The organism is Streptomyces sp. NPDC048106 (assembly GCF_040706415.1).
GTDB lineage: Bacteria > Actinomycetota > Actinomycetes > Streptomycetales > Streptomycetaceae > Streptomyces.
This window is the reverse complement of the sequence record NZ_JBEZND010000009.1, coordinates 62,810-77,401: the sequence shown is the minus strand read 5'-3', so window position 1 is coordinate 77,401 and position 14,592 is coordinate 62,810. Positions and strand designations below refer to the sequence as shown.

Sequence of the window (14,592 nt, the reverse complement as noted above, 5' to 3'; positions counted from 1 at the left end):
GCCGAGTTCGGTGAACTCGTGCCCACCGAGGTCCTCGCCGGCTTCACCGACGCCCTCATCACCTTGCCGCCACAGCAGCAGGATCCGTGGCAGCCGGTGACCTCGGCAGACTGGCACCGCGACTCGGACGGCGCGGCGCGCTCGCCGGACTCCATGTGCCACATCGAACTGCGCCCGCTGAGCGAATTCAGTGGCCGGTCGTCCTGGCACGTTGAGACCTGCGAGCCCGGCGACGGGCAGTTCCCCGGCCCGCGCATCTGGCACGCCTACTTCAACGAGGACGTCCCCGCCCACCTCGTCGGATCGTTCCTCACCGCGCTGGCCGACCGCAGCCCGCTCCCGCGCGGCATGTACGACCGCACCGGCCACTACAGCGCCGTGCAGGCACCCAGCCCGCTGCGCCCACAGCAGGTGGTCGACGCCCACACCGCACGCATCGAGTCGCTCCGCGCCCGAGCACGCTCCGCCCACCGGCAGCAGACGAAACCCGCGCCGACCCCGTCAAAGGCCCACACCGCCCAGCCAGCCCCCCGCCGCTGAACCGACAGGACCCCTCCCCATTTCCGCCGATCACCGCACCCACCGCGCCCTCCTCCGTCACCTCGACCATTACGTGAGCGACAGCCAGAAGATCCTCGACGCCTGGGACGCCTACTCCGACGAGCACACCGACCTCGACGGCTGGCCCTACGACGACCATGCCTACGGAAGGCGCGCGAGCCAGCGCGACGCCGACACCGCCGCGGCGTTCGAGCCGCTCCGGTACGGCGCCCGTCACTTGCTGGCCACGGCCGAGACACAGCTGACACGATTGCCGGAGAACACGGTGCAGAGCCGCTGGGTCTACCAGTTGGGCGTCCTGCGCACGGCCCTCGACCGGCTTGACGAACTGCACGAGCAATGGCTGCTCGCCCGCGACGCCCTGCCCTCCACTGCCACGCCCGGCACGCCGGACTTCGACGACGCCCTCGCCGAGCATCACGCCGAATCGTGGAGCTACCTCGACGACTGGGCCACCCACGGCAAGGCGCTCCGGGAAATCAACACCGCAGCCCGCAAGGCCCCTTCACCCCTGGCCCCCGCACCGGCCCTCGCCCCCGCCCGGCGAATCGCGGCACGGAAGTGACCATGCCCCCGGCTCCCGAGACCGTCGAAATCGACTTCATCACCCCGCGCCACCTCGCCGGCGGCGGCGACCCCGCCTGGATCACCGTCCCCCTTTATCGCGCCTGCGGATGGAGTTACGGCGACGACCCCCTGATGCCGCGCGTCCTGCTCTCCAGCCCTGACCAGAAGGCCCTCCTGTGGCTGGAGCCCGACCCCGACGACCAGTGGTGGACCCTGCACCACGCCGCCGAGCCGGACCGTCCCGCCTGGTACGCCAGCTTCGGCGCCCGCACCCCGGTCGAACTGATCGCCGCAGTGACCGACGCCCTCACCGATCCGGCACCAGCCACTGACGCGCTGTGTGACCCGTACGGAGCGCTCCGGCAGGCCGGCTGGTCACCGTACGGCGACAACGGCCTCGCTTCTCCCGACAAAACTGCGTACGTCGAGCGGCTGGGAACACCGGCTGATCCGGGAGCCTGGTTCGTCACCGTCACCCTCGGCACGTACCAGAAGGTCTGGCAGGCCCGCTTCGGCGCCCACACCCCGCCCCACCTCGTCGCCGCGTTCACCACCGCGCTCGCCGACCCGAAACCCGTGCTGCGCACCGACGGCCCCGGCGCTCTTCCGACCCGCGACACAACCATCGTCACCCGCAACACCACGAACGTCCTCGCCGTGTACGTCGCCAGCGCACTCGAAGAACGGGGCCGCCGACTCGCCGGCCGCTCCACCCCGTCCCCGGCACCGCCCCCAGCAGACCCTGCACACAGGGCCAACCGGGGCCGCGCCCTGTGACCCGCTCTCCGCTGGATCTCGCTTGACCGAACACGCTGCCCCACCCGTCCTGGTCGCCCCCCGTCACATCGCCGGTGCCGGGGAGGCCGGCATCGTCATCACGCACCTGCGTGAGCACCACTGGCGCGACCTGCTGGAACCCGGCAGCCTGCGTACCTACCTCGAAAGCCCCGACTCCACGATCCGGCTGTGCCTGGAGCCCAACCCGGAACGCCCCTGGTGGACCGTGGTCGGCACCCCGCCCGATGGCGAACTGTGGCACTCCAGTTTCGGGGCCCGGACCCCCGCCGAGATGGTCCTCGCCTTCGCCCAGGGCCTGACCCACCCGGATCACGTGCCGGACATGGATCTCTTCGATGTCCTGCACGACGCGGGCTGGACCCGCCCCTTCGCCAGGAACCCGTACTACAAGCTCCAGGCACCGGATCAGCTCGCCCTCTGGGACCTGCGCCGGGACGAAGAGGTCACCGGCTGGTACGCACGCTGCCGCGTCTACGGCGAACCACTGTGGTCCGCCGTGCTCAGCGCCCACACTCCACGCCCCGCGGTTACGGCGTTCGCCACCGCCCTCGCCGACCCCAGGCCGCTGCCCCGGTCACCTGACGTCATCCCCACGGCCGCCCACAAATTCCTCGCCCGCCGCACAGCCGTCCCGCGTCCCACGACCGAGCTTCCGGCCCGCACGCCTCCCACGCCGGCCGTCCGCATCCGTTGACTCCTGGCTTCCCAGATCCCGGTCCACGGTGCTCCCCGCATCGCCGCTCGCCTCCCTTCCTGGCATCGAGGCCGTGCCGAGCCGCTCAGCACTCCCGACCAGTAACTCCCCCCTCCGGAACAGCCTTTGCCTCAGCCCTCCTCCAACTCCAGCGACGGCTACGACATAGCCTTCAAGATCCTGCTCGGGATCCTCGCCGTCACCGTTCCCCTGTCCAACCTCGCCTGGCTCGGCGGGCAGATCGCCTCCCGGGCCACCGGCTCCGGGCCCGACGCCCCCTACCAGCCTGTCCAAGCCCTCCTGCACCCCGCCCGGCTCTGGCCCCGCCTGGGGGAAACGTCCCTCCTCGTCGGCACGCGCATCCTGCCCGCCGCCGTGCTGCTCGCTCTCGGAATCACCGCCGTCACCCTCTACCAGCGGTACAAGGGCAGTGGCGGGCGCAAGAAGCGCGTCACCGGCATGGCCAAGCGGTCTGACATCGAGCCGCTGATGGCCAAAGCCGTCACCAGTAAAGCCCGTTCGCTTCGTCCGAGCCTGAAGACCGCAAAGCGCATCGAGGGCCGCGACACCGGCGTCCTCCTAGGCAACCTCCAGGGCACCCGGCACGAGGTCCGCATGGGATTCGAGGATGTCGCCGTCGCCATCATGGCCCCGCGCTCGGGCAAGACCACCTCGCTCGCGATCCCCTCCATCCTCGCCGCCCCCGGCGCCGTCCTGCTGACCTCGAACAAAGCGGCCGGCGACGCCTACACCGCCACCTACGACGCCCGCGCCGCAGTGGGACGGGTCTGGGCGATGGACCCGCAGCAGATCGCCCACGCCGCCCGCGAGATGTGGTGGAACCCCTTGGCGGACGCCAAGACACTCGACGGCGCCGGGCGGCTGGCCGGCCACTTCCTCGCCGCCTCCGTCGACGCGAGCCAGCAGGGCGACTTCTGGTCCAAGGCCGGCAGCAACGTGCTGAGCCAGTTGTTCCTCGCCGCCGCCCTGGACGAGCGGCCGATCACTGACGTGATGCAGTGGCTGGCCTTCCCCGCCGACCGCACCCCGCTCGACATCCTGCGCGACCACGGCTTCACCGCGGTCGCCGCCCAGCTCAAGGGAACCGTCGAGGGGCCACCGGAGACCCGGGACGGCATCTACGAGACCGCCCGGCAGTACGCTTCCGCGCTCCTGAACGCGGAGATCACCGCTTGGGTGACGCCGCAGAAGGACGTCCCGGAATTCCGGCCGGAGCAGTTCGTCACGTCCACCGACACGCTGTTCCTGCTCAGCAAGGACGGCGGAGGCGGAGCCTCGGCTCTGATCGCCGCGTGCGCGGACTCGGTGATGCGGGCCGCGACCGCGCAGGCCGAACGCGCCGGCGGACGCCTGGACCCACCCATGCTGGCGATCCTCGACGAGGCCGCCAACGTGTGCAAGATCAGCGACCTGCCGGATCTGTACTCCCACCTCGGCAGCCGCGGGATCATCCCGATCACCATCCTCCAGTCCTACCGCCAGGGCCAGAAGGTATGGGGGGAAGCGGGCATGGACGCCATGTGGTCCGCCTCGACCATCAAAGTCATCGGCAGCGGCATCGACGACCCCGACTTCGCCGACAAGCTGTCCCGCCTGATCGGCGACCACGACGTGGAAACCACATCCACGTCCCACTCGGAATCCGGCAAGAGCACGTCGGTGTCGATGCGGCAGGAGCGAATCCAGCCCGCCGACGCAATCCGCGCCCTGCCCAAGGGCACCGCCCTGCTGTTCGCCACCGGCCTGCGCGCCGCCATGCTCGACCTCCGTCCGTGGTACCGGGAGCCCGGCGCGCAGGACCTGTCCGCTGCCTCCGCCCGAGCGTCGCAGGCGATCACCGCCCGCGCCGTCGCGAAACACACGCCCACGCAGTCCGACTTCGGGAAGGCCGCGTGAGCAACACCCCGCTGTACCTGGTGCCGGTCCGCTCACGCCAGGCGAAGGAGTTCGTGCGGACCTGGCACCGCCACCACCCGCCGCCCGCAGGGCAGATCTTCGCCGTCGGTGCCGCCGACGAGACCGGCATCCTGCGCGCCGTCGCCATCGTCGGCCGCCCTGTCGCCCGGCACCTCGACGACGGCACCACCCTCGAAGTCACCCGGACCGCCAGCGACGGCACGCGCAACGCCAACTCGCTGCTGTACGGGGCGGCGTGGAGGGCAGCGAAGGCGCTCGGATACCGGCGGCTGATCACCTACACGCAGGCCGGTGAGAGTGGTGCCTCGCTGCGCGGAGCCGGGTGGCGCGTGCTGGCCCGCCGTCCTGCGCGGCCGGGCTGGCACACACCGTCCCGGCCACGGACGGACCGCGGGATCGATCAGATCGCCCGTACCCTCTGGCAAGCCCCCTGAACAGGGCTGCCATCGACATTCACGAACACCACGAACTCGACGACATGTGCCCTGCGGCAGCGCTGGCCGCCGTCATCGACGACGTCCGCTCTCACTCCATCGGCGCCGGGCCCAGCGGCTTCTTCACCGCCCTGCGCCACATCGACCTGCTCAGCCATCTCGCCCTGCGCTTCGCCGGCGACGCCTACCACCACCTCGGTTCAGCCCACGAAGCAGGCTCCCTGGCACCCGGTGGCCGCACTTGCCGCTGCGGCCGTCCCACTCAGCAGAGCACAACACCACTACACACAGGCCATGGTGGCGCTCGCCGCGCTCAACAAGCCCCACGCCGGCACATCCATGGCGGCACGACTGAACAACATGGAGCACCACCGCGCGCTGCGCGCCCACCTGCACGCCGCCGCACAGTCCCTTGACGAGGCCCGCACCACACTGCACACGCCCGCCCCGTCCCGGCCCCCGTCTCCGTCAGCCAACCCCTCTGGGCCCGACGGGACACCGCACCCCATGCCCCACCCCGGAGAGACCACCATCACCAACAGGATCCGTCGGCTCGATCTGCTCGCGCAGGCCGACCGCCTCCAGCAGCTCGGCTCCGACTTCGACACCCTGAAGAACGACATCAGCAACCTGACGGCGCACCCTGGCAGCGAACTACTGGAGCAGCTCACCCCCAAGATCACACAGACCCACCGGCTGACCGGCCGAACTCTGGAGCGGCTGACCGAACTCGGCACCAGCCAGTACGCTGCCGTCCCCGGCAGCAGCGCCTCTCTGGCGGCCCTCAGCAGCGTCGTGGAGTCCGCGTCGATGGCCGCGGCCAGTCTCGCGTCCGCCATAGCCGCGAATCCACTGGACACGACTGACGAAGCGGACCACAAGGCCCGCCAGTCCTCGGCCGCCCCCCGCCAAGCCGAACTGCTCACCGAGGCCACGCGCTTCCTCGACCTCAGCGTGACCGGCTGCCACTTCGTCGCTGGAGGCATCCTCCGCAACCTCAGAGCCCACCCCGCGCACATGCCGCTGCTCCCCCAGCTGACCGACGCCCAGTACACGGCCCTGGAGAAGATCGGCCAGGACGGCACCAGGGTCATCCGGTCGCTGCGCGGCGACCGGCAGACCGTCCGGGCCGGCGACGGCAGCACCATCCACGCCAAGCCCTTCGCCGTACTCGCGGAGAACCGGCTCATCCGCGTCCCGCTCCGCGGCACCTCACTCGTCCTGGACGTCACGGTCACCGCCGCCGGGCAGCTGATCCTGGACATGCACAAGCCCGCGCGCACGCCGACGTCGGCACCGCCCAAGGCCAAGCCCGCTGCCGCTGCTGCAACCGGCCACCGGCGATGAGCGCCCTCGCGGACAACGACCTCGTACTCGTCTCGCCCCGGTACCTGGCCGGATCCGGATCCAAGCCCGCCAACGCGCTCGGCCCCCTGATCCACCTGTTCCACTGGCACCACCACGACCCCGCCAGCGGCCACATTGGCCTGGACAGCCCCTGCGGCACCCTCTTCGTCGACTTCGAACCGGCCCGGGCCGACGGCATGTGGTGGACCATCCGCCACCACGAGCCCTACTGGCAGGCACAGTTCAGCCGTCAGACGCCCATCGAGGCCATCGCCGCGGTCACCCAGGCCCTGCCCCAGCTCCTCGACGACATGCGGCACGCCGACCGCATCCCCCTCGCCCCGTACACCATCGCCCAGAGCGCCGCCCTCAACAGCTGGAGCAGCCACGGCGAGGACGGGACCACGGTCCACACCTCCCCCGACGGACACTGCGTCCTCACCCACGAACCGAGCAGCGAGCTGACCTGGCGGATCAGGAACTCGCTGTACGAGGGCTTCGACACCAAGTGGAGCGCCACCTTCACCGTCGATACCCCCGAGCCTGTGGTCGCCCAGTTCTTCGCCCACCTCACCTCCATCGTCCCCGTCGAGCGCATCTTCGGCGAGGTGCCGTTCCTCGTCCGGGACAGCGCCAGCGCGCTGATCACCCCGGTCCGGAGCGCAGCGGTGAACCCCCACACCCACCACGCCATCGCCCAAGCCGACCAGGCGTACACCGACCAACGCCGGAGACGATGACTGCCGCCCCAACCATTCCCGAACGCCTGCTCGGCCTCGGCGCCGAAGCAGCAGCCATCCGCGGACTGCTACCCGCGCTCTCACACCTGCACGACGACCCTCTCACCCACCCAGTGAGTGGCGCTGGAAGCCGTCGCCGCGGGACGCGTCATCCTCGCCCGGCACCTGAACATGACGCGGCTCGGACGCGGGGACGTCCGTGTGCACATCAGTAGCATCCGTTCCCTCGAAGACCGCGGCCTCGCTTCCCCCAGACAGTGCACGCGCGTCTCTTCGGCCTCCCAGCCGGCGACGAACCGCTGCCCACCGCGCTCGACGCGCTCCTGCAGGCCACCCACACCGCGACCAGCCCCGAGCAGAAGACCGCGGTCCTGCACCGGCTCGCCGACCAGCTGGGCAACGCCGCCTACATCATCGAGCGATACCACCACCCGGGCCGTCGCCCGCACCGCTCCCGGACCGTCCCGGGCGCCCGCGCTGGCCCCAGCGCCTCCTGCTGGACGAGCGGCCCGCTCCCACTGATCCCACTCCGCCTCCCAGACCCGCAGCAGATGACGACATCACCCGACTCCGACCACACGCTGTACGACATGGACGCGCCCGTGTCCCCGAAGCCCGAGGAACGGCTGCTGGCCCTCGCGGGCCTCTACACCCAGCACAACGACCGGATCGACCTCTGGCTTCACGGGCGCGCCGTCCTCGGCCCGGACGCCTACGCGGCCTCCGCCCGCCATCTGGAACGCGCGACGTACGCCTGCATCACAACGGTACGGAAACAACGCCTGCCCTCCACCGAGCCGATGGCCAGCGCCGTCGTGCGGCTCAAGCAGATCGCTCACCTGACCGGCGGAGCCACCCGCTACCTGACGACCGCGCAGCCCGTCGTACGCGACGCCGACGCGAAACGCGGGATCCCCGGCCCCCGCCGCAGGCTCGCTCAATGCTTCCAACTGGCGCGCGAACTTACCGCACTTGCTGCGCCGGCCATCATCGACTCCGCCACCTGCATCGCCCACCGGCTGCCCGTCGGCACATACAGCAGCAGCCCCGCCACCACCGGCCTCGACTCGGCCCGGCGCGACGTCCTGGTGGAAGTCGCCCGTGGCCGCGTCACCGCCTTCCAGACAATGCCGATGACCTACGTCCAGGCCACAAGAGTGGACTCCGGGACTCTGCGCGACCTGGAGGCGGAACACCTGGTATGCCGTGAGCCCGGCTCCGCGCCCTCGCCCTATTACGGCGGCGCACCGTACGACCGTGTACGTCTGACGGCCCTCGGAATCACCGCTCTCAGCACAGCGATCCGCTGGCCCACGCGCATCGGGCCGCCCGCAGCCCGCCCTGCCCTCCCCCCTGCCCCCGCATGGGCGAGCACCCGCGCGCACCGCTGACAGCACCTCTGGCCCAGCCAAGTCACCTGTTCGGTCACGGACTTCCCCACACGCCCATCGCCAGGCTCTCAACCCGGGCCTGAACACCTCCGCCCCTCCCCCACTAGGACACGCCCATTCCCGCCTCCCCCACGCTCACCTGCATTTCGCTCGGAGGCGGTCTGTACCGAGTTCAGCGTGTTGCATGCGGTCTGATGCGGTACGGCGTGGTTCTGTTCCGGGCCATGAGCGATCAACTGCACGACGCTGAGCATCGACTTGGGGTCTGGAGTCTTCGACGGTGGGGGTCCGACCGGGCGGTTCCTTGGTACGCGACCGATCCAGCGCTTGTCGGCCTGCCGAGTCTGGGTGAGCTGGGCTCGCGGCTCGGATTCCGTACGGGCCAGGAATTCCTGATCAATTCCGATGGACGCGCCATTCCCACGGTAAATGCGTTCTTCGGATCACTGCGTATGCGGAACCGGTCGGCGGGAACCCGGGAGAAGTACGGGTACGCGCTGTGCACGTGGCTGGGCTTCCTCGACGCGGTCGGCCGCCGCTGGGACGGAGCTGACGCGGAGGACGTCGGGGGCTTCAAGTTCTGGCGGATGACAGATGAGGCGAATCCGCAGCGGGTGGCCGGCGGCACCGTGTCGGACAACCTGGACGCGGTCAACGCGTTCTACGACTGGGCCTCCGCCCGCTACGGGGTACGGAATCCTGTGATCCGGGTTGCCCGTCAGCGGGGTTCGTCGCGGGTGGGCGGGGACGGGTTCGAGGCCGCGCCGCATGTGGTGCGCGAGCGGGATGTGAAGTGGCTGGACCCGGGCGGCTACGCGTTGTGGCGGGATGTGGGCCTGCGGGGCCTGGACCGTGAGGGCCGGGAGGTGACCCGGTGGCGGGGCCGCAACAGTCAGCGCGACTGCGCCTTCGCGGACGGTCTGTTTGGCACGGGGCTGCGGCTGACGGAGTGGGCCAGCGTTTTGATGCTGGAGCTTCCCGCCGAGGAGCACGGGCGGTCGTATGCCACGTCCCGGTTGGCGGCAGCCTGTGCGAAAGGCGGCCGGGGGCGGCGATTTTGGATGCCGCGCACGGTGCTGGCGGATGCGCTCGGCTACTCCGAGGGCGAGCGGGCCGCGGCGGTACGCCGCGCCCAGCGCCACGGCCGCTACGAGCGGCTGCGCCAGATCTTGGTGCTGCACCGGGTGCTCGGCAGTCGCCGTCTGGAGTTGGCCGACGGCTCGGGGACGCTGACCCGGGTGTCGCTGGATGCGCTGACGCCGCAGGTCAGGCGACGAATCTTCCTGGAGACCCCGTCGGGACTGGCTCCGGCGGCCTTGTGGCTGAACGAGGACGGCATGCCGCGGGCCCCGCGCGGCTGGCAGCACACTTTCGACACTGCGAATGAGCGGGTGGCCCGCGCCGGGCTGCACGGAGTGGCGGCGACCGCCCACATGCTGCGGCATTCGATGGCTCTGCGCTGGTTCTCGGTGGGGCGGCTGCTCTATGAACGCCGCTTCGCCCACCTGGACGGCGAGGAACTGCGGGACTTCCGTGCTCAGTTCGGCGACGCCTGGCACCTGGTGCAGACACTCCTGGGCCACGCGGACGTGTCCACCACGATCGACGTCTACCTGGAGCCGTTTCGCGACCTGGACGTCTCGCTGCTGATCGAGCACGCCCACGGGGCGGTCCTGACGGAGCTGATGGCGGAGATGTTCGCCGGGCACCGGCAGGTCATCACCGCCCCGGCGGGGGCGGGCCGGTGAACGGGACGGGACGACGCGCGGTGCTGCCGGGATCCGGCTACCGGCTGCCGCAGCGTTTGTTCGCCGACGAGGACCAGTGCCGGGTGCGGTTCTTTCCCGAACGCGGCGGCGAGCCAGTGGACATCGACCTGTCCGTGCTACCAGTGACACGGGAGTTGCGTGACTGGATGGCCCTGGGGGTGCTGGGGGTGACCGGCCCGGCCGGGACCCGTCGCACCACTACCTCGGCCCTGGACACCGTGAACATCCTCAAGCGGTTCTGCCGCTATCTGGTGTCCCTGTCGAATCCGCCGACCACACCGGCTCAGCTGCGCGCCGTCCACCTGGACGGATTCATGCTGACCGGGACCAAGACGCTCCACCGGGACATGTCCGCGCTGCGCACCATCTTGCGCTTCGCGCCCGATCCGCCCGCGGAGTTCGCGGCCCGCCTGGCCCAGGCCAAGGTCGCCAAGTCGGACGCGCCGACCCGCAGTTACACCGAAGCGGAGTTCCGCCGCATCGCCGCACGGGCCCGCACGGAACTGCGGGCCGCCGCGACGCGCATCCGCGCGGGCCGCACGCTCCTGGCCCAGTGGCAAGCGGGCGCCGTCAGTGCCGAGGACGCGCCCCGGGAGTGGATGCTGGGTTCACTGCTGGACCACGTCGACCGGCACGGAGACATTCCGCGCTACGACTACGGACACCCCCGGAACTGGCCCCACGTCCGCGAAGCTGGCGGCATCGGCGCGGTGATCACGCGCCTACACCTGACCTACCGCGAGATCGGGGCGGCGGCAGTCCTGCTGTTGTGTCTGACCGGGCAGAACTATTCGACACTCGCCACGGCGACGACCACGCATCACCGGCCCGACGGGCACGCCGGGGGCACCGCGACAGCGCAACTCGACCTGGTCAAGCCACGTCGCGGGACCCGCAAGGCATCCATGACGGTGGCCCTGCGCGATGTTCCCACCGCCGGTGAGCACGAGACCCGGGATGATCTCCGCACTCCCTTCGGGGTCTACTCCCTGCTGCTCGACCTCGGCTCTGCCTCCCGCAACGTGCTGAAGACGGACGCGCTGTTCGCGTTCTACAACGCCAAGAACGGGCCGAACGCCCAGGGCTACCGGCACGGACTGCCCAAACAGATCCTGCAGTTGTGGGGCAAGGGCACCGATCTGGTCTGCGACGAGCCCGACGCCGATGGACGGCCGGTGCCGCTGCACATCGACAGCCGCCGCCTGCGGCTGACCTGGCTGGAACTCAATCAGCGTCCCGTCGCCCATACCGAGACGACCCTCGCCAACGAGTACCTGGCCCGCAACCGCAGGAATCTGGCCGAGTACCAGAAGGTCGTCGCGGGCGTCCTCGATGAGCAGGTCGCCCGCGCCCGCAGCACACCGCCGATCCCGGTGCTGACCGCAGCCGATGTCGAACGGGCCCGCACCGATCCGCAGGCCGTGGCCGCCCGGCACGGCTTGGACACCCATACCCTCCAGCAGCTCGTCGGCGGCCGACTCGACACCGTACTGGCGGGCTGCACCAACCCCACGAGCGGCCCCTTCAGCCCGCCGGGCGAGCCCTGCGGAGCCTCCTTCCTTCTCTGCCTGTCCTGCCCTTGCGCCCGGGCGATGCCGGCCCATCTGCCCGTCCAGGTCCTCGTGATGGACGCGCTGAAGGATCGTCAGCAGGAGATGACGCCGCTGAAGTGGGCCGAACGCCTGGCCGAGCCCGCAGCCCGGCTGGCCGATCTTCTCGGCCACCACTCACCCGCCACCGTCGAGGACGCACGCGCCGCGGCTACCGACGCCGACCACGCACTCGTCGACCGCTTCCTGAACCGAGGACTGGACCTGACATGAGTTCCGCCATCACAGCCACCGCCGAGCCGGTGGTCCGTCGCCTGCTGCCCGGCCCCGACACACCAGTCCTGTCCACGCGCCCTCTGCGGCCCGGCAGCACTCCCGCGGAAATCGCGGCGTTCAGGGACGACCGCTGGAACCTGACTCCGGCGCTGTTCCAGGAACACGCTTCCCGCGTCTGCCTGGACTTCCGCGACGCCCCGGACACGTTCCGGCCCGTGGTCAAACTCCTGGTCTGGCTGATGATCAACCACAAGGACAGCGACGGCACCGGCTTCCTCCCCGGCGTCCAGCGCCCGGCGATCCGCACCGTGGTGGGCTACTGCCGACACCTCAAGCAATTCACCCAGTGGCTGATCGGCCAGGGCATCAGCCGCCTTGGCCAGGTCACCGCCACGGACCTGGACAAGTACGCGGCCAGCGTCAGGGCCGCACCGTTCTCCCACGACCTGCGCGAGGACCTCCTGGCCGCGGTGGTACGCACCTGGACCCTGCGCGCACTGCTGCCCGGCGAGGAAGACCGCCTTCCCCAGGCACCACCCTGGAACGGCGAACGCGTCCAGGACATCCTCGGCCAGCGCCGCACCAGCGACGAGAACCGCACGCCCCGCATCCACCCCGCCACCGTGACCGCCCTGATGAAGTGGTCCCTGCGCTTCATCGAGGACTTCGCCGACGACATCATCGCCGCCTTCGACGAGTACAAGACGATCTCGGCCCCCACCGGGGCCACCCCGCACTCCGACAGCACTCTCACGCGGCGCCCGCCCAACACCGTCCCCGCCCTGCTCTCCGGCCTCCTGGACGACTACCGCACCCGCGGCCGGCCCCTGCCCGGACGCCGCGACGCCAGCGGCAGCGTCACCGCCAACACCTACTTCCTCAGCCGTCAGCTCGGCGTCCAGATCACAAGACGGGCCGCCGCCGAGATCACCGCGTCCGGGCTTCCTGTCGCGGACGACACCTACCTCACCACGCCCGTTCACGCCCTCCTCGACGACCGCCCCTGGCTGGACACCCACATCACCTATGACGAGGCCCCCGTACTCGCACGGCACCTGAGCACGGCCTGTCTGGTGACCATCGGCTACCTCTCCGGCCAGCGCCCCGGCGAGACCCTCAATCTCGAACGCGACTGCATCGAGCACGACCCGGCCACCGGCCTGATCCTGCTGCGCGGCAAGCACTTCAAGGGCGTTCGCCACCCCGACGGCAGCCCACGCGCCGAAGGAGAACCGCGAGCCGATCCCTGGGTGGTCACCACCCCGGTCGCCACGGCCGTCGCCGTGTTGGGGCGCCTCCACGACGCACGGCTGCTGTTCCCCAACACCCTGCTGGTCAACGGCAGGTCACGCGCCGGCTCCCTGCGCGAACGCGTCGGACGCGCCCGCGGCGACTCCATCTGCAATAAGGACATCGGCCGCTTCATCGACTGGATCAACCAGTACTGCGACGCCCGACAGCGCGCCGACGCGATCCCCGCCGACCCCGCCAACCCGAAGATCGCGCTCGGCCGACTGCGCCGCACGCTCGCCTGGTTTATCGTCCGCCGCCCCCGCGGCCTGGTCGCCGCCGCGATCCAGTACGGCCACGTCCGCGTCAAGATGACGCTCGGCTACTCCGGCAACTACGCCTCCGGCTTCCCTGATGACCTCGCATTCGAGGAATGGCTCGCCCGCCTCGACGACCTCGCCGACGCCCACGACCGGCTCCAGGCCGGCGAACACGTCAGCGGACCCGCCGCCGACACCTACCGTCACCGCGTCACCGCATCCGCACGATTCGCTGGACGCGTCCTGCGCACTAGCCGCGAAGCCCACACCCTGCTCACCAACCCCGACCTGCAGGTCTTCCCCGGCAAGGGCATGACCTGCGTCCTCGACGCCGCCCGCGCCGCCTGCCGCCTCAGCGCCGACGAACGCAGCACACGCCGCACCCCTGACATCGACGGCTGCAAGCCCTCATGCGTGAACATCGCCCGCACTGACCGGGACATTGAAGTCCTGCGCATCCGCGCCACCGATCTGCAGACCGCGGTCGACGACCCTCTGGCTCCACCGATGCGCCACACCCGTGAGCAGCACGAACTCGCCCGGCTCCAGCAGATCATCGCCGACCACCAGGAGAAGCGACCGTGAGCACCGACCGTCAAGCCGAACGCGACGCCATCCAAGCGGCAATGCAACGACTCCTCGCCGGAGCCCCCATCCGTTCCACTGGGGCCCTCACCGTCGTCCAACTCGCCGCCGAGGCCGGAGTCAAGAGATGGGTGCTCACCCACAAGCACCCCGACCTCCGCCAGGAATTCGAAGCCGCCCGAGAGAGCGTCAACGGGATCCCGGCCGCGTTCCAAAGCCTCAAGGCGAAAGCCCACGACCTCGAAACCGCGAACACGCGCCTACGCCAGCACAACACCGAACTTGCCGAACGAAACGAGATCTATGCCCAAGTCATCCACGCTCTCACCACCGAACTCGACGGGCTCCGTGCCCCGCGGTCGCTGCCCTCAAACGTTCGAAGACTGTCTTAG

General features: G+C 70.3%; 13 protein-coding genes. All 13 read left to right on the top strand.

Annotated elements, in window-relative coordinates:
* Positions 1-18 precede the first annotated feature (18 nt).
* The 13 genes from AB0927_RS11830 (at position 19) to AB0927_RS11770 (ending at position 14,592) form a co-directional block, all read left to right on the top strand.
* Positions 19-540, top strand: a complete 522-nt coding sequence (locus AB0927_RS11830; protein WP_366667409.1) for a DUF317 domain-containing protein — start codon at positions 19-21, stop codon at positions 538-540.
* 73 nt (positions 541-613) lie between these two features.
* Entirely contained in the window at positions 614-1,126 is a 513-nt protein-coding gene (locus AB0927_RS11825) for a hypothetical protein (RefSeq protein WP_366667408.1), read from the top strand.
* Between the two features lie 2 nt (positions 1,127-1,128).
* The gene (locus AB0927_RS11820) at positions 1,129-1,905 is read left to right on the top strand and encodes a DUF317 domain-containing protein (protein ID WP_366667407.1); all 777 of its coding nucleotides are present in this window, start codon (positions 1,129-1,131) and stop codon (positions 1,903-1,905) included.
* Between the two features lie 22 nt (positions 1,906-1,927).
* Positions 1,928-2,620, top strand: a complete 693-nt coding sequence (locus AB0927_RS11815) for a DUF317 domain-containing protein (protein ID WP_366667406.1) — start codon at positions 1,928-1,930, stop codon at positions 2,618-2,620.
* 126 nt (positions 2,621-2,746) lie between these two features.
* Positions 2,747-4,537 (top strand): TraM recognition domain-containing protein, encoded by a 1,791-nt coding sequence (locus AB0927_RS11810; protein WP_366667405.1) that lies wholly within the window; start codon positions 2,747-2,749, stop codon positions 4,535-4,537.
* The gene (locus AB0927_RS11805; RefSeq protein ID WP_366667404.1) at positions 4,534-4,992 is read left to right on the top strand and encodes an XF1762 family protein; all 459 of its coding nucleotides are present in this window, start codon (positions 4,534-4,536) and stop codon (positions 4,990-4,992) included. The genes AB0927_RS11810 and AB0927_RS11805 overlap by 4 nt, the downstream gene beginning before the upstream one ends.
* A 294-nt stretch (positions 4,993-5,286) precedes the next feature.
* Positions 5,287-6,339 (top strand): hypothetical protein, encoded by a 1,053-nt coding sequence (locus tag AB0927_RS11800; RefSeq protein ID WP_366667403.1) that lies wholly within the window; start codon positions 5,287-5,289, stop codon positions 6,337-6,339.
* Positions 6,336-7,079, top strand: a complete 744-nt coding sequence (locus AB0927_RS11795) for a DUF317 domain-containing protein (protein WP_366667402.1) — start codon at positions 6,336-6,338, stop codon at positions 7,077-7,079. Before AB0927_RS11800 ends, AB0927_RS11795 begins: the two co-directional genes overlap by 4 nt.
* A 257-nt stretch (positions 7,080-7,336) precedes the next feature.
* The gene (locus AB0927_RS11790) at positions 7,337-8,470 is read left to right on the top strand and encodes a hypothetical protein (protein WP_366667401.1); all 1,134 of its coding nucleotides are present in this window, start codon (positions 7,337-7,339) and stop codon (positions 8,468-8,470) included.
* 452 nt (positions 8,471-8,922) lie between these two features.
* Positions 8,923-10,218, top strand: coding sequence for an integrase (locus AB0927_RS11785; protein ID WP_366667400.1), 1,296 nt, complete (start codon positions 8,923-8,925; stop codon positions 10,216-10,218).
* 20 nt (positions 10,219-10,238) lie between these two features.
* Positions 10,239-12,062 carry a hypothetical protein gene (locus AB0927_RS11780; RefSeq protein WP_366667399.1) on the top strand — a complete coding sequence of 608 codons (1,824 nt, stop codon included), beginning with the start codon at positions 10,239-10,241 and terminating at the stop codon, positions 12,060-12,062.
* Positions 12,059-14,200 carry a hypothetical protein gene (locus AB0927_RS11775; RefSeq protein WP_366667398.1) on the top strand — a complete coding sequence of 714 codons (2,142 nt, stop codon included), beginning with the start codon at positions 12,059-12,061 and terminating at the stop codon, positions 14,198-14,200. Before AB0927_RS11780 ends, AB0927_RS11775 begins: the two co-directional genes overlap by 4 nt.
* Complete coding sequence (locus AB0927_RS11770; protein WP_366667397.1) at positions 14,197-14,592, top strand: hypothetical protein; 396 nt, start codon at positions 14,197-14,199, stop codon at positions 14,590-14,592. The genes AB0927_RS11775 and AB0927_RS11770 overlap by 4 nt, the downstream gene beginning before the upstream one ends.